Source organism: Alexandriicola marinus, from assembly GCF_004000435.1.
In the GTDB taxonomy this organism is placed as follows: Bacteria; Pseudomonadota; Alphaproteobacteria; order Rhodobacterales; family Rhodobacteraceae; genus Alexandriicola; species Alexandriicola marinus.
In genome coordinates this window covers 392,737-412,851 of sequence record NZ_RBVZ01000001.1, presented here as the reverse complement: position 1 = coordinate 412,851, position 20,115 = coordinate 392,737, and the positions used below count along the sequence as shown (strand labels likewise).

Annotated in this window: 13 protein-coding genes; 5 read left to right on the top strand and 8 right to left on the bottom strand. The window is 63.6% G+C overall.

What is annotated here, in order from left to right; all coding sequences use genetic code 11:
- Positions 1-76: 76 nt before the first annotated feature.
- Together EP376_RS01975 and EP376_RS01970 are read right to left on the bottom strand one after the other, a co-directional pair.
- Complete coding sequence (locus EP376_RS01975) at positions 77-1,369, bottom strand: DUF3422 family protein (protein ID WP_127653854.1); 1,293 nt, start codon at positions 1,367-1,369, stop codon at positions 77-79.
- 133 nt (positions 1,370-1,502) lie between these two features.
- Positions 1,503-2,672, bottom strand: a complete 1,170-nt coding sequence (locus EP376_RS01970) for a type III PLP-dependent enzyme (protein ID WP_420837116.1) — start codon at positions 2,670-2,672, stop codon at positions 1,503-1,505.
- 241 nt (positions 2,673-2,913) lie between these two features.
- On the opposite strand from EP376_RS01970, the gene EP376_RS01965 reads away from it, so the two are divergent.
- From EP376_RS01965 to EP376_RS22895, 3 genes are all read left to right on the top strand, one after another.
- Positions 2,914-3,468 carry a pseudouridine synthase gene (locus EP376_RS01965; protein ID WP_127653852.1) on the top strand — a complete coding sequence of 185 codons (555 nt, stop codon included), beginning with the start codon at positions 2,914-2,916 and terminating at the stop codon, positions 3,466-3,468.
- A gap of 43 nt (positions 3,469-3,511) precedes the next feature.
- Positions 3,512-3,772: a hypothetical protein gene (locus EP376_RS01960; protein ID WP_127653851.1), complete on the top strand. Its 261-nt coding sequence runs from the start codon at positions 3,512-3,514 to the stop codon at positions 3,770-3,772.
- A gap of 156 nt (positions 3,773-3,928) precedes the next feature.
- A complete protein-coding gene (locus EP376_RS22895) occupies positions 3,929-4,105 on the top strand; it encodes a hypothetical protein (protein ID WP_164744838.1) in 177 nt (58 codons plus the stop codon).
- Between the two features lie 100 nt (positions 4,106-4,205).
- Here the strand turns inward: EP376_RS22895 and EP376_RS01955 are convergent, their stop codons facing one another.
- From EP376_RS01955 to EP376_RS01945, 3 genes are all read right to left on the bottom strand, one after another.
- Positions 4,206-5,702 (bottom strand): NAD(P)(+) transhydrogenase (Re/Si-specific) subunit beta, encoded by a 1,497-nt coding sequence (locus EP376_RS01955; protein ID WP_127653850.1) that lies wholly within the window; start codon positions 5,700-5,702, stop codon positions 4,206-4,208.
- A gap of 18 nt (positions 5,703-5,720) precedes the next feature.
- Positions 5,721-7,295, bottom strand: coding sequence for a Re/Si-specific NAD(P)(+) transhydrogenase subunit alpha (locus EP376_RS01950; protein ID WP_127653849.1), 1,575 nt, complete (start codon positions 7,293-7,295; stop codon positions 5,721-5,723).
- Between the two features lie 132 nt (positions 7,296-7,427).
- Entirely contained in the window at positions 7,428-7,874 is a 447-nt protein-coding gene (locus tag EP376_RS01945) for a methyltransferase family protein (RefSeq protein ID WP_127653848.1), read from the bottom strand.
- 442 nt (positions 7,875-8,316) lie between these two features.
- Between EP376_RS01945 and EP376_RS01940 the strand changes: the two genes are divergently transcribed.
- A complete protein-coding gene (locus EP376_RS01940) occupies positions 8,317-15,609 on the top strand; it encodes a Hint domain-containing protein (RefSeq protein WP_127653847.1) in 7,293 nt (2,430 codons plus the stop codon).
- Positions 15,610-15,611: 2 nt separating this feature from the next.
- Here EP376_RS01940 and EP376_RS01935 read toward each other — a convergent pair whose 3' ends face one another.
- The gene (locus tag EP376_RS01935; protein WP_127653846.1) at positions 15,612-16,388 is read right to left on the bottom strand and encodes a gamma-glutamyl-gamma-aminobutyrate hydrolase family protein; all 777 of its coding nucleotides are present in this window, start codon (positions 16,386-16,388) and stop codon (positions 15,612-15,614) included.
- A gap of 137 nt (positions 16,389-16,525) precedes the next feature.
- On the opposite strand from EP376_RS01935, the gene EP376_RS01930 reads away from it, so the two are divergent.
- Positions 16,526-17,740 (top strand): cytochrome P450, encoded by a 1,215-nt coding sequence (locus EP376_RS01930; RefSeq protein WP_127653845.1) that lies wholly within the window; start codon positions 16,526-16,528, stop codon positions 17,738-17,740.
- Here EP376_RS01930 and EP376_RS01925 read toward each other — a convergent pair.
- On the bottom strand, positions 17,727-19,865 hold the full coding sequence (locus EP376_RS01925) for a malate synthase G (RefSeq protein ID WP_127653844.1): 2,139 nt from the start codon (positions 19,863-19,865) through the stop codon (positions 17,727-17,729). The two genes, EP376_RS01930 and EP376_RS01925, sit on opposite strands and share 14 nt — an antisense overlap.
- Before the next feature lie 92 nt (positions 19,866-19,957).
- The gene (locus EP376_RS01920; RefSeq protein WP_127653843.1) at positions 19,958-20,110 is read right to left on the bottom strand and encodes a DUF2256 domain-containing protein; all 153 of its coding nucleotides are present in this window, start codon (positions 20,108-20,110) and stop codon (positions 19,958-19,960) included.
- Between the last annotated feature and the right edge of the window lie 5 nt (positions 20,111-20,115).

Sequence of the window (20,115 nt, the reverse complement as noted above, 5' to 3'; positions counted from 1 at the left end):
CAGGCTAGCCCGGCGGCCACGCGGGGAAAACCGCGATTTTGACCCGAAACCGACATCGCGCCTTCCGGCACAAGGATCAATCGTGTTCGCCCTCGACCGCCTTGCGGATGCGCAGGATCATCCACCACACCGCGAGGATCACCGGCGGCGTGACGATCGCGGCCATCAGGGGCTTGCCCAGGTCAAAGGCCGCTTCGACCGGACCTGTCAGATACAGGACAAGGTTGACCGCGTAATAGCTGATCGCCACCACCGACAGCCCTTCAACGGTGCGCTGCAGGCGCAGCTGGAGGTCGGACCGCCGATCCATGCTTTCCAGCAGCTGCTGGTTCTCGGCCGAGCGCTCGACGTCGACGCGCGTGCGCAAAAGCTCGGCGGCGCGGATCGCGCGGTCGGACATGTCGTGCAACAGCCGTTCCGTCGACTTGACGGTCCGCATCGCCGGATCGAAGCGGCGCATCATGAATTCGGCGAAGGTCTGCCGACCCTCGAACCGTTCCTCGCGCAGAACCCCGATCCGCTGGTGCACAAGCCGTTCATAGGCCCCCGTCGCGCCGAAGCGGAAGGAATTGTCCGTAACCATCTTTTCCAGCTCGGACGAAATCGACAGCAGGTTCTGGAGCGTCACCTCGGCGTCGACATGTTCCTCGGCCATGGCCGAGACCAGCGCCGACAGCCTGTTATCGAGCGATCCCATCCGCGCACGCATCTCGCGTGCCCGTGCGAGGCCCAGCATCGACATGGCCTTGTAGGTTTCGATCTCGCACAGGCGCTGCACGACGCGGCCGATCCGGCGGTCGCCGGTGCCGGGCCGGGCGAAGACGGCAAAGCGCATGTGGCCCGCGGGATCGATGCGAAAATCACCCGCAACGATCAGATCATCGTCCAGAACGCGCGACACGGCGATGCTTTCGGGCACGAACCAATCGTCGAGCTTGCCCACGACGGGGCCCTCATCGTCGATTTCCTCGATGCGGATCAGGGCCGAGGTGATGCGCGCGCCCGGCGCCGCTTCCAGCCAGTCCTGCGGGAAAACCGAGAACGTCGCCGCATCGAAGGGCCGTTCCGCCACGCCATCGCCGAAGAGCGTGTAGGTCACGAATTCGGTGTGGCTTTCCCATTTCAGAAGATGCCGGCCCAGCTTCCCGGAATAATGGGTCGCATCGGGCTGCGGATGTGCCGCGCCGAACCGGTCCAGGAGCGAGATCAGGTGCGCGCGATCGGCCTCGCGGTCGCGACCGGCGGCATTCTCCACCGGCTTGATCGCGAGATAGGCCGCGCGGCCCGGCGCATTGACCTCGGGGAAGGGCCTTGCGTGCAGCTCGTTGGCGAGCTGGTAGCGCAATGGGTGGTCGGTGACGCCGGTCATCGGTCGGACTCCAGGTTGCGAATTGGTTCGGAACCTAGCCAACATGCAGGCCGAGTAAAGGAAAAAGTGTTATTTCTCAGTTTGTTACCTGAGTGCAATGGTATACTGCACTCAGGCAATCGTTTGCAGTCGCTCAGATCACGACAACGTCCAGCGGCGGGAAGCCGTTGAATCCAACTGAGGAATAGGTCGAGGTATAGGCCCCCGTATTCCGGATCAGCACCCTGTCGCCCGATTTCAGGGTCAGCGGCAGATTTACCGGCTGTCTCTCGTAAAGCACATCGGCGCTGTCGCAGGACGGGCCGGCGATCACGCAAGGACCGACCGGATCGCCATCGCGAGACGTCTCGATCCTGTAGCGGATCGCCTCGCCCTCGGTCTCGGCCAGCCCCGAAAAGCGGCCGATCGAGAGGTAGACCCAGCGGTTGTTGTCATCGCGCGACTTGCGCGAGGCCAGCACGACATCGGCCACGATGACACCGGCCTCGGCGACCATGCCGCGGCCCGGCTCCGCCATGATGCGCGGCACATCGCCGAACCGCTCGGCGATCAGCTCCATCACGCGGGCGGCATAGGCGGTGGGCGCCTCGATATCCTCGTCATAGAAGGCCGGGAACCCGCCCCCGATGTTCAGGAGCGTGAGGCCAAGCCCCCGGGCCTGCGCGGTTGCCCAGACGCGGGCCACGGCATCGAGGCCGGCAATCCACATCTCGGCCTTGCGGGTCTGGGAGCCCACGTGAAACGACAGCCCCTCGGCCACTAGGCCAAGACGGGCCGCTTCTTCGAGAAGGCGGATCGCCATCTCGCCGTCGCAGCCGAACTTGCGGCTGAGCGGCCAGTCTGCGCCACCGTCCTCGACCAGAAGACGCACGTAAACCGAAGCGCCGGGCGCATGTTCGGCGATCTTTTCCAGCTCTTCGTCGGAATCGACGGCGAAGTGACGGATGCCCGCGCGATAGGCGAATGCGATATCCGACGGCCGCTTGATCGTGTTGCCGAACGAGATCTGGTCGGGCCGGGCGCCCTGCTCGAGGCACAGCTCGATCTCGCCGCGCGAGGCGGCATCGAAATGCGACCCGAGGTGAACGAGCCGCGCGATGATTTCCGGCGCGGGGTTCGCCTTGACGGCATAGTGGATATCGGCCCGACCCAGACCCAGCCGCAGCGCGCGGAACTGGGCTGCCACCCGATCGACATCGACGACAAGCGTCGGCCGATCGAAGTCGCGCGAGGCGACAAAGGCATCAAGGCGGGATTCGACGTCGAACAGCGGCGCAACAGCGCCGTTGAAATGCAGTGTCATGGTCATCTCCTATAGACCCGGCCATGACGGAGAACCCGACTCAGACCGCTCAGTTCCAATGGAGACGTTACCGTCGCTGCTTTAACACGTTCAGCTGAGAGCTTTACCGGCCAGAGGCGCGTGCGTTGGCGTCCGTGAGGGGCCATGTGGAGCATGACCTGAGTCGTTTCAAGGAATTTCTTTGGGTCAGGAAAAATTTCTTTTTGTGGACGGCGCGGAAACCAGAAACTAAGCCTGCCCCATGGCCAGAACCCTCTTGTTTCACAAGCCTTTCGGCGTGCTGACGCAATTCACAGATGCGCGCTCTGAGACGCCGCGTCCGACGTTGTCGGCCTATATCGACGTGCCCGGGGTCTATCCTGCAGGCCGGCTGGACCGCGACAGCGAGGGGCTGCTGGTCCTGACCGATGACGGCAGGCTTCAGGCCCGCATCGCCGATCCGCGCAACAAGTGGCCCAAGGTCTATCTTGTGCAGGTCGAGGGCGCGCCGGGCGAGGCAGACCTCGAGCCGTTGCGTCGGGGCATCACGCTGAAGGACGGGCCCACCCTACCCGCGCAGGCGCGCCTGATCGACCCGCCCGAGCTGCCCCCGCGCGACCCGCCGGTCCGCTATCGCAAGACGGTGCCCGATCGCTGGATCGAGCTGACTTTGCGCGAGGGGCGCAACCGGCAGGTGCGACGGATGACGGCGCATATCGGTTTTCCGACGCTCAGGCTGGTACGGTGGTCCGTGGGCGACTGGACGCTGGCGGGCCTTGCGCCGGGCGAATGGGCATGGGCCCCGACGGGTCGCTGATCCGCCCTTTGCAGCGTTCGGCAGACCGTTGTATACTTTCTCCATGATCAGGAACGTCTTCCGTGCGACAACGCGCATCCCGGATGCGGTCCGGGTGGTGACGATCGGCGTGATCGCCGCTCTCTGGCCCGGCCGGGACGAACCCGATATTTCCGATTGGCTCGACGCGCAAAGCCCCGCGCGTCAGACCGGGCTCCAGGCTCTCGTGATCTTTGTCCTTGCGATCATGGCCATCCTTTTCGCGCAATTCGGCTGGATCGGGCTTGGGCTTTATTTCGGCATTGTTCTGTGGCTGATCCGCTGACGCGACAGCCTGCCGCAGCGCAGCGATTTCTGCAAAGACAGTCAGGCGGTTAGCCCGACGTATACATGCGTATACCGCTGAATTAGAACAATTTTTCTAAACCGGCGCCGGGAACGGACCGTAACCCCTACATCGCAACAGAGAGGAGATCTCGATATGACCTCACTACTCGGAATGCTTATGTTCGGAACGCTCGGCTTCGTCGCCGCCTTCGCCTATATCAACGCCCGCACCACCGCACGCATGAAGGGCAAGCTGCCGAAGTCCACTCTCGCGGCAGACAGCCATCATTGGCAACTCGCGCGGCAGAAGAACCCCACCAAGGCGTTCTGACCAACCGCCACGATCCTCCCCAAAATGGAAGGCCTCCGCCCGGGATACGGGCGGAGGCCTTTTGACTTGGGTGATCACCGGGGCGCTTTGGCCCCGAAAATCAGCTGATCCGGGTCAGCAGGTCGTCGATGCTTTTCTTCGCATCGCCATAGAACATCCGCGTATTCTCCTTGAAGAAGAGCGGGTTCTCGATCCCGGAATAGCCGGTGCCCTGCCCCCGCTTGGAGACGAAGACCTGCTTGGCCTTCCAGCATTCCAGAACCGGCATCCCGGCGATGGGGCTGTTGGGGTCGTCCTGTGCGGCGGGGTTCACGATGTCGTTCGAGCCGATGACGATCGCCACGTCGGTGTTGGGGAAGTCGTCGTTGATCTCCTCCATCTCGAGGACGATGTCATAGGGCACCTTGGCCTCGGCCAGAAGCACGTTCATGTGCCCCGGCAGACGGCCCGCGACGGGGTGGATCGCAAAGCGCACCTCTTTGCCGGCCGCACGCAGCTTGCGGGTCAGTTCGCTGACCGATTGCTGCGCCTGCGCCACAGCCATGCCGTAGCCCGGGATGATGATGACGCTGTCCGCCTCGTTGAGCGCATTGGCCACGCCATCGGCATCGATGGCGATCTGTTCGCCCTCGATCGCCGCGGCCGGGCCAGAGGCGCCGCCAAAGCCGCCGAGGATGACCGATACGAAGGACCGGTTCATCGCCTTGCACATGATGTAGCTGAGGATCGCCCCCGAGGAGCCCACCAGCGCACCCACCACGATCAGCAGGTCGTTTCCGAGCGAGAAGCCGATCGCCGCCGCGGCCCAGCCGGAATAGCTGTTGAGCATCGACACGACCACGGGCATGTCGGCGCCGCCGATCCCCATGATCAGGTGATAGCCGATGAAGAGCGCCAGAAGCGTCAGCAGAACAAGCGTCCAGCTGCCCGAGTCGCCCAGATACATCGCAGCGAAGATCACCGACAGGGCCGCAGCACCGGCGTTGAGCATGTGCCCGCCCGGAAGCTTCTTGGCGGCGCTGTCGACCCGGCCCGCCAGCTTGCCATAGGCAATGACGGAGCCGGTGAGGGTGACCGCACCGATCCAGATGCCGAGAACGAGTTCGACCTGCAGGATCGTGATCTCGACACCGGTTTTCTTGGCGATCAGCTGACCAAACGACGACAGGCCGTCATAGACCTCCTTGGGCAGGCCGACAGCGGTCAGCCCGTCCTCGGCAACCGCGCCCAGAACGCCCCCGTTCTCGGCGTAGAGCGCAGAAACGGAGTTGATCATGATGTCGGCGTTGAAGCCCACGAAGACGGCAGCAAGGCCGACAAGGCTGTGCATGATGGCCACAAGCTCGGGCATCTGGGTCATCTGCACCCGGGTGGCCAGCTGGTAGCCCACGCCCGCGCCCAGCGCGATCAGCACCAGCGACATAAGCCAGAGCCCCTGACCGGGGCCGATCAACGTGGCGATGATGGCGATGGCCATGCCGACGATGCCGTACCAGACAGCGCGTTTCGCACTTTCCTGCCCCGACAGACCGCCGAGCGACAGGATGAAGAGGACGGCCGCGACCGCATAAGCCGCAATGGTGAATCCGAAGTCCATTTTCTTAACCTCGCGCTCTTAGGATTTCTGGAACATGGCGAGCATGCGCCGTGTCACGAGGAAGCCGCCGAAGATATTGACCGCGGCCATGAAGATGCCGACCGCAGCCAGCAGGGTGATCAGGATCGATGACGACCCGATCTGGATCAGCGCGCCGAGGATGACGATCGACGAAATCGCGTTGGTCACCGCCATCAGCGGCGTGTGGAGCGAATGCGCCACGTTCCAGATCACCTGGAACCCGATGAAGACGGACAGAACGAAGACGATGAAGTGCTGCATGAAGCTGGCCGGGGCGACAAGGCCCACCGCCAGCACAAGCGCCGCGCCAATGGCGATCAGCGTCACCTGCTGACGGGTCTGCGCCTTAAAGGCCGCCAGTTCCTGCGCCCGCTTTTCCTCGGGCGTCAGTTCCTTGGGCGCCTCTTTCTTCGGGGCGGCCGCGATGGCCTTCACCTTGGGCGGCGGCGGCGGGAAGGTGATCTCGCCGTGATGGGTCGCCGTGGCGCCCCGGATCACGTCATCTTCCATGTTGTGTTCGATCACACCGTCCTTTTCGGGGGTGAGGTCGGTCAGCATGTGGCGGATGTTGGTGGAGTAGAGCGTCGAACTTTGCGCCGCCATCCGGCTCGGGAAATCTGTGTAGCCGACGATGATCACGCCGTTGTCCGACACGATCCGCTTGTCGGCCTCGGTCAGTTCGCAATTGCCACCGCGTTCGGCGGCAAGGTCGACGATGACCGAGCCGGGCTTCATCGCCTCGACCATGTCCTTGGTCCAGAGCACGGGCGCGTCACGGCCGGGGATCAGCGCGGTCGTGATTACGATATCCACGTCGGGTGCCAGCTCGCGGAACTTCTCAAGCTGCTTTTCGCGGAATTCCGGGCTCGAGGGGGCCGCATAGCCGCCCGTCGCCGCACCGTCCTGTGTCTGTTCCTCGAAATCGAGATAGACGAATTCGGCGCCCATGGATTCGATCTGTTCGGCAACCTCGGGCCGCACGTCGAAGGCATAGGTGATCGCGCCGAGCGAGGTCGAGGTGCCGATCGCAGCCAGACCCGCAACGCCCGCGCCCACGACCAGAACCTTGGCCGGCGGAACCTTGCCCGCCGCCGTCACCTGACCGGTGAAGAAGCGGCCGAAATTGTTGCCCGCCTCGATCACCGCGCGGTAGCCCGCGATATTGGCCATGGAGGACAGGGCATCCATCTTCTGCGCGCGGCTGATGCGCGGGACCATGTCCATTGCGATGACACTTGCGCCCTTGGAATTGGCGAGTTCCATCAGCGCCTCGTTCTGGGCCGGATAGAACATCGAGATCAGCGTCTTGTCCTTGGTCAGACGCTTGGCCTCGGTGTCGCTGGGCGGACGGACCTTGACGATGATGTCCGCCTCTTTCCACAGCGCGGCGGCGGTCTTGACGACCTCGACCCCGGCCTCGCGGTAGGCGTCGTCGGTGAAGCCAGCGGCCTCCCCTGCGCCGGCCTCGATCAGGCAATCGTGACCCAGCTTCTGAATGTCGCGGGCGGATGCCGGCGTCATCGCAACGCGGGCCTCGCCTTCAAATATCTCTTTTGGTGCGCCGATCTTCACGGACGGTCCCCCTTCTCGGTCATTCGGACATGCTGATATCGCGTGAAATAAAGTTTCACAAGCGATCGAAAAGGCGCAACTACAGTATACATTGGCATGCAGCAATCGATTGCACAGCCAATCGGCGCCAGATCAGATCCAGCGGCGCACGCGGCGGGCATAGCTCTCGAATTCGGAACCGAACCGCCGCGACAGCCGCGCCTCTTCAGGCAGGATGAACCTCTGCCGGATCACGAGCATGAACAGCGGCACCAGAAGACAGGCGACAGGTGGCCCGAAGATCAGGACAGCCCCGGCCAGCACGAGCGCATCGCCAAGATAGATCGGATTGCGGCTCAGGCCGAAAATTCCTGTCGTAACAAGGGCATCCGCGTCACGGTGCGGGATCACCGTCGTCCGGTGGCGCGTCATCTGCACCACAGCCAAGAGCATCAGCAGGACGCCAAGACCGACCAGAACCGCGCCCGGCAGATCCGCCCAATCCCCGAAGACGCCCCCGAAAATCCCGGCCCGCCCCAAGGCAAAGGTGCAGACAATGAACCCGGCAAGCCAGATCGGAGGAAGATCAATCCATTTCATGCCGCCATATCACCGAAAGTGCCGCCCGCTGCCAAGCCCATTGCCGACCTTGTGCAACCCGGGCCCGAGCCTCCGTCGCGTCATTGTGTCGATACCGTCAATAAGCCTTTGACAAGTCGCGCCCCATCGCCGGGAAGGCCTGGCAACCAATCGGGCCAAAATGTGGCCGCGCGCAAGAAAACGAAGCAGCGGTTAGACCGCTCCAAACACCGGAAAATATCGGTTTACTCGTCCGCCAAGGCAGGCAGGCGTTTCGGCGGATGGCAAGGTTTCGGACGAACTCGCCCCGCAACGTTCTCAGAAATGCCCGAAAGGCTGCCCATTGTCGCCCGACTGCCCCCCTACCCCGTGATCAAGGCAGAATGTGAACCATCAGGAAACAGTCCGCCGGAAGAATAGAATTCGGCGCGTAGTTCGCCATTTGTTTGTCGGGGCATGTTACATGGCACAAGGTTATCTGGTTCAGCTCGGTGATGGATCTCTAAATCCGGACGATACGATCGCTCTGTCGGTCATCGGCTTTGAAATCGATCAGACCCTCGGTGGAGGCTCCTGGTCATGGTCCGGCACCGATGCCGGCGTTCCGGTGACCAACCAGACCGAGACCGGCACCTTTTATCTGGGCTCCGACGGGAACGTGTATTTCGTTCCTGACAGCGGAACCAAAGACGACGTCACCAGCGCCTCTGCGACGACGACTCCCACCTATGCCGACGAAGCTTTCGGAAGCAGCGGTGACGACGTTCAGTTCGGCGATGGCGGGTCAGAGATCATCTATGGCGGGGCGACGGCCTCCCCCACCTCGACCGGGGCCGACACGATCGATGGCGGTGATGGACAGGATGTCATCTATTCCGGCGACGGGGCTGACACCATCAGGGGCGGCGGCGACGATGACGTGATCTTTGGCGGCGACGGCAATGACGAGATTTACGGCGATCAGTTCGTCCCGCCCGCGACCGGCACCGAGACGCTGAACTGGATTGCCGAGGGCGCCAGCGGCACCGACCTGTCCGCCGGCTTCATTCAGGACACCGGCGGCATGCAGGTTTCCGTGTCGTTCACCAACGACGGCAGCAACACCGCCATCCAAACGTCCACCAGCACCCAATATGTCGGCGCGACCGGGCTTGCCACCAATTCAGGTCTCTACCTGACAGGCAATGGCGGCCCCAATGTCACCACCTCCATTTCGTTCGGTGCAGAATCCGGGTCGGGCCTCTCGAACGAGGTCGAGAACGTTGTCTTCGTCATCAACGATGTCGACATTTCCGGCTGGCAGGACATCATCACCGTCAACGCCTATGACGAGAATGGCAACCCGGTTGTCGTCACGCTCACCGCGCTTGGGAATGACACCGTCACGGGCCAGACCGTCAGCGGTGCGGGCGGCACGAACGACACGCAAGACGTCATCAACGGCGCCGTCCTCGTGGAAATCGCGGGGCCTGTCAGTTCCATCGAGATCATCTACGAGAACGGCGGCACCTCCGGTCAGGCGCTCTGGATCACAGATATCCAGTACGACACGATGGTGCCCGACGATGGCAACGACCTGATCGATGCAGGTGCGGGCGACGACATCGTCTTCGGTGGCGGCGGCGATGACACGATCTATGGCCGCGATGGCAACGATTCTGTTTCGGGCGACGCAGGAAACGACATCCTGTCGGGCGAGGAAGGGGCCGACACCCTCTCGGGCGAACTGGGCGACGACCAGGTGTTGGGCGGCGCGGGTGGCGACGTGCTCTTCGGAGGCGCGGGCGATGATTTCATCGGCGGGGATACGATCTGGCTCGACCCGGCCGAATATGCCTCGGTTGCCTCGGCGGCCACAACTCTGACCGTCATCAACGACAGCGACGCCGCAATCCAGCTCTGGTGGATCGATGGCACCGGCAGCCTGGTCGCCTACGGCACCATTGAGCCGGGTCAGACCTATGTCCAGTCGACCTTCGAGGAACACAACTGGGTCTTGCGCGATGAAGACGGCCATTACCTGGCCCTGATCGAAGGTGCCGCGAACCAGACCTATGTCTATGGCGACGAGGGACTTGGCGACAGCATCGTTGCCGGCGATGGCAACGACATCATCGAAGGGCAGTTCGGCGACGACATCATCGATGCCGGCGCGGGCGATGACATCATCTATGGCGGTTCCGGCGACGACGACATCGAGGCCATGACAGGCAACGACACCGCCTATGGCGGCGCAGGCAACGACGTCATCGACGACGAATTCGATGCCGGCACGGACGGATCGGGCAACGACCTGTTCTATGGCGGCGACGGCAACGACATCATCCATGCCGGAATCGACAACGACACCATCTTCGGCGATGCGGGCAATGACCAGCTTTCGGGCGAGGCCGGCAACGACACGATCTATGGCGGCGACGACGCCGACCGCATCACGCTTTATGGCACAACCGGCGACGACACGATCTTCGGCGGCGAGGGCACGACAGGCGGCGGGGATTTCGACACCGTCGACATCACCAACGTCACCTCGGCCGTTGGCGTCACCTATACCGGCAACGAGGCCGGCTCGATCACCCATTTCGCCGGAAACGCGACCTTCAGCGAGATCGAGGCCTTCGAACTCGGGTCGGGCAACGACACGCTGAATGCGACCAACGACACTCTGGGCGTCAGCGTTTCTGCGGGCGCCGGTGACGATACGCTGACGGGGGGGAGCGGCAACGACAGCCTGCTGGGCGACGCCGGAAACGACGTGCTCTCTGGGGGAGCCGGGAACGACGAGCTTTACGGTGGGTCGGGCAACGACGTCATCGCCGGCGGCGCAGGCGACACCCTTTTTGGCGGCGATGACGCCGACACGATCACGCTCGATCCGTCCGCGCTGGACGGCAGCGGCACGCAGACGGGCACGATCACTGTCGACGGCGGCACTGGCGGCACGACGGACAACGACACGCTCGACCTGTCGGCCTACGATGGCTACCGCAACCTCGCCGTCGGCACCAACGCGGATCTGGACTCCGTCTCGGGCACTGTCGAGGTTCTCAACAGCAATGGCGACTGGATCACCGTCAACTTCGCCGAGATCGAAAACCTGATCCTGCCCGCCGACGGCACCGTCAGCGGCACGGCCGGCGACGATATCATCGATGCGGCCTATACAGGTGACCCTGACGGCGACCTGGTCGACGGCAACGACGCCTTCATCGCAGGCCATTCCGGCAATGACGACCTGATTGAAGCCGGCGCTGGCAACGACGTCGTCTTCAGCGGTGACGGCAACGACACTGTGTTTGGGGGAGATGGCCAAGACAGTCTCTATGGCGGCGGCGGTGAGGACACCCTCGCCGGCGGCGACGGGAATGACAACATTCAGAGCGGTTCGGGCAACGACTCCATCGACGGCGGCGCCGGCAACGACCTGCTGTACGGTCAGGGCGGCAACGACGCGATCTACGGCGGGACGGGCAACGATCAGTTCTTTGCCGGGACCGGAACCGACGCCCTCTACGGCGGTGAAGGGACCGACACCTTCCAGTTCAGTGACACCGATGGGATCAACACCGTTGTGGGTGGCGAGACGGCGGATGCCGGACTGGGCGACATCCTCAACACGAATTCTGGCTCCGACGCCACTATCATCGCCGGCGGCAATGAATCCGGCACGATGACTCAGGGCGGATTGAGCGTCACCTATTCCGAAATCGAGTGGCTGCAGACGGATGACGGCAACGACACCGTCGATCTGACTGCCGACGGGTCCGATATCAAGATTTCGGCATATGCAGGCGACGACTCGGTCATTGGTGGATCCGGCGCGAATGTGATCGATCTCGGAACCGGCAACGACACTGTCGACGCCGGTGCCGGGAATGACACTCTTTTCGGTTCGGACGGCGATGACACGTTCATCATGACCGGGACGTTCGGCGACGACGTCATCACCGGCGGCGAGCTTGACGAAACCACGGGCGACACGCTCGATGCCTCGGCGCTGACGGGCGATATCTCGCTCCTGCTGTCGGCGGCCGAGACAGGCACGCTGATGCAAGGCACGAACGAGGCCAGCTTCTCGCAAATCGAGACGGTAATCCTTGGCTCGGGCGACGACAGTGTCACTGGCTCCGTCGGCAATGACACGGTGGCGACCAATACCGGCGCCGACACGGTCGATATGGGCGCGGGCGACGACACGGTCGATCTCGGCCTGCTGGATTCAGCGGTCGATACGGTCGTCCTGCAGAACGGCGATGGCGCCGACGTCCTGTTCAACTTCGAGGCGCCTGTCTACAACGGCGACGGCACCTTCACGGGCGGTGATCAGCTTGACGTGTCGGGCCTGCTCGATCTTGGGGGCGATCCGGTCAATACCGGCGATGTCGTCCTGAGCGATTCGAACGGCGACGGGAGCGGTGACGCGATCCTGACCTTCCCTGACGGGACGTCGGTCATGCTGGTGGGTGTCAGCGTTTCGACCCTGTCCTCCCCCCTCGCGCTCGAGGCCATGGGGATCCCGCTCGACCTCAATTATACGGTCGACGGCACGGCGGGCGACGACGTCATCGACTTCACCTATGTCGACGATCCCGATGGCGACCAGATCGACCGGGGCGATGCGCTTGACGGGTCAAATGATGACATCGTGCTGGCCGGGGACGGCAATGACGAAATCTATGCCGGCGAAGGCAACGACGTTGTCTATGGCGGCACGGGCAACGACGTCATCGACGGCGGCTTCGGCTTCGATACCCTGTTCGGGGATGCCGGCGACGACATCATCGACTTCGGCTTCGACAACGGCGGCATCGCCTATGGCGGCGACGGCAATGACGAAATCGTCAGCTATGACGCGGGCGGGGTCGAAATCCACGGCGATGCCGGCGACGACTTCATCCTCGCAGGGGTGGACAACGACACCATCTTTGGCGGCACCGGCAATGACGACATCTCGGCCTATGGCGGCCAGGACACGATCTATGGCGGTGCGGGCAACGACCTTGTCGACGGGATGGGTGGCGCCGATTTCATCTATGGCGACGCGGGCGATGACACGATCTTCGGCGGCGGTGACAACGACCTGATCGTTGTCAACGAAACGTCGGGGAGCGACACGATCGGCGGTGGCGAGACCGGCAACGACAACGATACGCTCGACTTCGCCTCGACGACCGATACCGGCGGGGTGAACATCCTGTTCACCGGTGACGAGGCCGGCGATTATGATATCGGCACCGGTGCCGCCGACGGGACCTTCACCGAGATCGAGAACCTCTTCCTGACGGATTTCGACGACACGGTCGATGCCACCAATGACAGCTTTGGCGTCACGATCGACGGTGGCACGGGGGATGATGACATCACCGGCGGCACCGGTGACGACCTGCTGTATGGCGGCATCGGCGATGACACCGTCAGCGGCGGGGCCGGAAACGACAGCGTCATCGGCGAGGCCGGAAATGACATTCTTTCCGGTGATGTGGGCAACGACTTCCTGAACGGGGTCGACGGCAATGACGTGCTTTACGGCGGCGGCGGCGTCGATGCGATCGAGGCAGGGATTGGCGACGACACCCTCTATGGCGGTGCCGATGACGATTCCATCAACGGCGATCAGGGCAACGACACCGTCTTCGGCGGTGACGGCAACGATTTCATTCGCGGCTCGTTCGGCAACGACACCGTCTATGGCGGCGAAGGCGACGATTATGTCTGGGGCGGCTATGGCGACGACCTTCACGTCGTCGAGGACAATTTCGGCAACGACACCTATTTCGGCGACAGCGAAGATGAAACGCTGGGCGATACGCTGGATTTCTCGGCCGTTGCCTCGGATCTGACGATCGACCTGACCGACGGCAACAGCGAGAACGGCAGCTTTACCGACGGCACCTCCACCGCGACCTTCACCGAAATCGAGAACATAATCCTCGGCGCCGGCGTCGACACGCTCGTCCTCTCCGACACAAGCGGAGACGACGTCGTCCAGGGCTTTGTCGCCCCGTTTGCCGACCGTGACGGAAACTACACGGGCCAGGATCAGCTCGATGTCTCGAACATGACATCGGACGGGTCAACGCCGGTCCATACGGGCAATGTCGTCGTATCGGACGACGGAAACGGCAACGCGGTCCTGACCTTCCCGTCAGGCGCCTCGATCACGCTGATCGGCGTGGTGCCCGCCGATGTCTCCGATCCCGCCGCGCTGGAGGCGATGGGGATCCCGGCCGATCCGCGTGACGGAACCGTGTCGGGCACGGCCGGTGGCGATGTCATCAATGCCGGATATGCCGGTGATCCAGAGGGCGACCTCGTCGACAACAACGACGCGATCCTGCCCGGCGACAGTGGCAATGACGATCTGATCGAGGCCGGCGCGGGCGATGACTTCATCATCGCGGGTGACGGCAACGACGAAATCTACGGCGGTGCCGACAGCGACACCTTCATCCAGTCCGACACCGACGGCGTCGACGTGATCTATGGCGGCGAGACCGGCACGGACGGCGACCGCATCGACTTCAACCCATCGGCCGATCCGGGCGGCGTCACCGTGACGTTCAACGGCGATGAGCAAGGCACCTACAACGTCGGCTCCGGCGCGGCGTCGGGCGAATTCTACGAGATCGAGGAAATCGCCGGCTCCGGGTTCAACGACACGGTCGACGCCTCGGCCGACGCGACGGGCATCACGGTCGATGGCCTTGCCGGCGACGACACGATTACCGGTGGTGACGGCAACGACGCCCTGTTCGGCTGGGCCGATGACGATGTGATCGACGGCGGCCTTGGCGATGACATGGTCGATGGCGACGCCGGAAACGACGTGCTGGACGGGTCTGCCGGCAATGACGTTGTGGTCGGGGATGGCGGCCGAGACACGCTGACCGGCGGCACCGGCAACGACCAGCTGTATGCCGGCACCGGAAACGACATTCTCAACATCGCCGAAGGCGATCTGGCCGATGGCGCATCCGGTGACGATCTGTTCGTCCTGCAGGATCTGGGCGAGACGAGCAACGCCACGATCACCGTCGATGGCGGATCGGGTGACGAGACAACGGGCGACACGCTTCAGCTGGGCGATCTGGCCGACCTGTCGACGCTGAGCGCGACCGATGACGGCACGGGAAGTCTTTCCGGCTCTGTTACGCTGGATGACGGGACGATCCTGAACTTCTCAGAGATCGAGAACATCATCTGCTTTACCCCCGGCACCCGGATCGCCACGCCGCGTGGCGCACGGCCGGTCGAGGAACTGGCCGTGGGCGATCCTGTCGTCACCCGCGATCACGGGCTTCAGCAGATCCGCTGGATCGGACGGCGGACAGTGCCCGGCAAGGGCCGACTGGCGCCAATCCGCCTGAAGCAAGGCGTCCTGACCGGCCTCGAACGTGACCTGATCGTCTCGCCGCAGCACCGGTTGATGTTCAACGGCTATCGGGCCGAGCTTCTGTTCGGGGAACGTGAGGTTCTGGTCCCTGCCCTGCATCTGGTCGACGGGATCGACGCCTGCATCGAAGAAATCGAGACCGTCACCTATATCCACATGCTGTTTGACGATCACGAGATCGTCTATGCCGAGGGGGCGGCCACCGAAAGCTTCCATCCCGGGGAGGTCGGGTTGTCGGCCATCACCGAAGCGTCCCGAGACGAGATCTTTGCGATCTTCCCAGAGTTGCGCGCCCTGCCGTCGAGCTTTGGACCTGCCGCCCGCCGCTCACTCAAGCGTCACGAGGCCCGGCTGCTGGTCTAGGGTCAGGCGGTCCTGAGGTGGACCGGCTGCCTGGCCCCCGACCACGCGCGCACCGCGTCGCCGAAGGCGCCGAACAATTTGCGCGAGACGGGGTCGCGGGCGGCATTATACTCGGGGTGCCATTGCACCGAGAGGGTAAACCCCGGTGCCCCGGCGACGTAGATTGCCTCCGGCGTGCCATCGGGCGCATGGCCGTCGATCACGATCCGCGGGCCCGGCATCTTGATGCCCTGCCCGTGGAGGGTGTTCGTCATCACCTTCTGCGCGCCCATCAACCGGTGGAACGGGCCGTTTTCAACGAAGGTCACCTCGTGGCGCAGCTCGAACTTTTCTTCCAGCGTGCCGTCGGGCGGCATCCTGTGATTGTCGCGGCCCGGCAGATCACGGATTTCGGGATAAAGCGATCCCCCCATCGCGACATTCACTTCCTGAAAGCCGCGGCAGATGCCGAAGAAGGGCTGGCCGCGTTCGACGCAGGCCCGCACCAGCGACAGGGCCACGGCATCACGATCCCGGTCGAAGGTTCCATGCGCCTCGGTGGGCGCCTCGCCATATTCCTCGGGGTGCACATTGGGGCGCCCGCCGGTGAACAGGAACCCGTCGCAGGCGTCCAGCAGGTCTGGCACATCCGAAAGCTTGGGATCGGACGGCACGATCATCGGCAGGCAGTCCGACACCTCAGCGATTGCCTGCGAATTCATCGTTCCGGCCGCGTGGGTCGGATATTGATCGTTGATCAGGTGCAGATTGCCAATGATGCCGACGATGGGGCGTTTCATGATCCCGCCTTTCCTCTTTGTGCAAGAGATATAGGCTACGGGCGCGCATGAAAAGGTTACCGGTCGCCCAGCGGAGCATGGATGCACGAAAACGATGAAAACTTGCGCGTCGGGGGGCCGTGTCGCAATGCTGTCGGATGACTTTTGACCTGACCGACCCCGATTTCCTGCGCGCGCCCGGGCCGATGCTGGCGCAGATGCGCACTGAAGGTCCGATCGTGCGGGCGCGGATACCCTTCATGGGCGAGGTCTACCTCACCACCACCGACGAGGCCGCGCGCCGGCTGTTGAAGGCGACCGACAGCTTCGCGCGCGACCCCGGTCATGCGGGCGGGCGATCCTACCAGAAGATCATGTGGTGGATGCCGCCCTTCATGCGGCCGCTGATGCACAACATGCTGCTGCATGACGGCGCGGCGCACAAACGGCTCAGGTCGCTGGTGGATCAGGCCTTCGCACGCCATGCCATGCTGGACCTGCGCCCAGAGATCATGGCCCTGGCCGACGGATTGCTGGATCAGATCGACCCGGACCGGCCACAGGACATGGTCGCGGCCTATGCGCGGCCCCTGCCGCTTCAGGTGATCTGCCTTCTGCTTGGGATCCCCGAGTCGGACCGCGCCCGCGTGCAACGCTGGATCAGCCCGATCTCGGCACCGGTCAACGGATGGGCCATGCTGCGTGCCTTTCCGGGGCTCTACCGGCTGATCCGTTATTTCCGCGCCGAATTCGCCGACGTCCGCCGGACGGGTGGGCGACCGGGCCTGATCCGCGACCTTGTTCTGGCCGAGCAGGATGGCGACCGGCTGTCGGAGGACGAACTGCTGAGCATGGTCGTCATGCTCTTCATCGCGGGGCACGAAACGACCGTGCACCTGGTTTCGAACGGAATCGCGGGCTGCATCGATGCGGGGAACCTGGGGCCGGAGCTGGCGAACTCGCCCGGACGGATGGCGATCGCGGTCGAAGAATTCATGCGGTTCTACACGCCGGTCATGATGACCAAGCCCCTGTTTGCCCGTCACGACACGGAATTCGAGGGCACACCGCTCCGAACCGGCGACAAGATCGTGGCGCTGCTGATCGGTGCCAACCACGACCCCGCCCGCGTCGAGGCGCCGTCCGAGATGCGCCCGGAAAGGCGGCCGAACCCGCATCTGGGGTTCGGCCATGGCCCGCATGTCTGCCTTGGCATCCAGCTGGCCCGGATCGAGGCGCAGGTCGCGATCGAGCGGCTGTTCCTGCGCTATCCGAACGCGCAATTCGCCGTGCGGCGTGACGAGATCGTGCATGGCCGCCGGATCGGGCTGCGCGGCCTGCCGCGCCTGCCCTTGCGGCTCAGGCCTGCTTGAGCTCCAGCCTGCGGGCGTGAAGAACCGGCTCGGTATAGCCGGACGGCTGCTCCCGCCCTTTCAGGACCAGATCGCAGGCCGCGGCAAAGGCGATCCCGTTGAAACCGGGCGCCATGGGCGTATAGGCCGGATCGCCCTCGTTCTGGCGATCGACCACGGCGGCCATGCGGCGCATGATCTCCATCAGCTGATCTTCGGCGATCACGCCGTGATGCAGCCAGTTGGCGATATGCTGGGCCGAAATCCGGCACGTCGCGCGATCCTCCATGAGGCCGACATCGTTCATGTCGGGCACCTTGGAACAGCCGATCCCCTGATCGATCCAGCGCACGACGTAGCCGAGGATACCCTGCGCATTGTTCTCAACCTCGCGCGTGATCTGGGCGTCAGTCCATTTGCGATAGCTGGCCAGCGGAATATCCAGAAGCCCGGTCACATAGGCACGCCGTCCGCCCTTGCGCAGCGCGTCCTGCACGGCAAAGACATCGACCTTGTGATAATGAAGCGCATGCAGCGTCGCGGCCGTGGGGCTGGGCACCCAGGCGCAGGTGGCGCCGGCGCGGGGATGTTCGATCTTGTGCTCCAGCATGGCGGCCATCTTGTCGGGCATAGCCCACATGCCCTTGCCGATCTGGGCCCGGCCGGACAGTCCGCATTCCAGACCGATGTCCACGTTCTGGTTCTCGTAGGCGGTGATCCAGCCCTTGCGCTTGATGAAATCCTTGCGGCTGAAGGGCCCGGCCTCCATCGAGGTGTGGATCTCGTCGCCCGTCCGGTCGAGGAAGCCTGTGTTGATGAAACAGACCCTGTCCTTCGCCGCGCGGATACATTCCTTGAGGTTGGCCGAGGTGCGCCGTTCCTCGTCCATGATGCCGATCTTGACGGTATTGGCCGGCAGGCCCAGCATCTCTTCGACCCGGGTGAAGATCTGGTCGGTGAACGCCACTTCATCGGGGCCATGCATCTTGGGCTTGACCACGTAGACCGAACCGTGAAGCGAGTTGCCGCCCTCGCGCTGAAGGTCATGCATCGCGATCAGGACGGTAATGGCCGCATCCATCAAGCCTTCGAAAATTTCGTCCCCCTGCGCATCGAGTATGGCGGGGTTGGTCATAAGGTGGCCGACATTGCGCACCAGCATCAGGGCGCGGCCCTTCATGGTGAAGCGGGTTCCATCGGGGCCGGTCCAGTCAGCATCGGGTGCAAGGACGCGGGTCATCTCGCGGCCACCCTTGTCGAAGGTCGCGCTCAGATCGCCCTTCATCAGGCCAAGCCAGTTGGAATAGGCCAGAACCTTGTCTTCGGCATCGACGCAGGCGACGGAATCCTCGCAATCCATGATCGCCGAAACCGCACTCTCCATCCGGACATCGGCCAGAAGCGCCCGGTCGCGCGATCCGATCGGATGGGCGCGATCGAAGACAAGCTCGACATGCAGGCCGTTGTTGCGCAGCAGGATCGCATCGGGCGCCTTGGGATTGCCCCGATAGCCCGCGAATTTCGCAGGCTCCATCAGCGGCATATCATCCGCCAGAAGCGCGCCGTCCCTGACGTAATAGCGCGAGACGTCCGAATGGCTGGCCCCTTCGATGGGGAACGCCTCGTCGAGGAACAGGCGGGCGCGGGCCACGACACGGGCGCCGTGCCCCCGGTTGTAGGGGCCTTTCGGCGGTGTCACGCCCATCGCGTCGGTGCCATAGAAGGCATCGTAGAGGCTGCCCCAGCGGGCATTGGCGGCATTGATGGCAAAGCGCGCATTGGTGATCGGAACCACGAGCTGCGGGCCCCCAACCGACGATATCTCGGGATCGACGTTCTGGGTGCCGATCTCGAAATCCGCGCCCTCCTCAACGAGATAGCCGATCTCACGCAGGAATTCCTGGTAGGCATCGGGATCATGGGGCTGGCCCCGGCGCGCGATGTGCCAGGCATCGATCTTGCCCTGCAACTCCTCCCGGCGCGCCAGCAGATCGCGGTTCCGTGCGGTCAGATCCGCCACCAGCGCGCCGAACCCCGACCAGAACCGGTCTGCATCGATGCCCGTTCCCGGAAGCGCATGGGTCTCGATGAAATCATGCAATTCCGTTGCGACGCGAAGGCCGCCAACCTCAACTCTGTCTGCCATTGTATGTTCCTGCCCCGGAAAGATGATGTCGCGGCCAGATGCCGCGGGTCCGGGTCGGATTAGAACAAAAGTTTCCTATAGGCAACAAAGCGCTAAACGCGACCGGCCCGCTGCCTGCGGCACCGGTCGGAGCAATAGCGCACCTCGTCCCAGACCCGCGCCCATTTCCGACGCCACGTGAACGGGCGGCCGCAAGTGGCGCAGGTCTTTCGTGGCAGATCGGCCTTCTTGACGCCCTTCGGCATGGGCG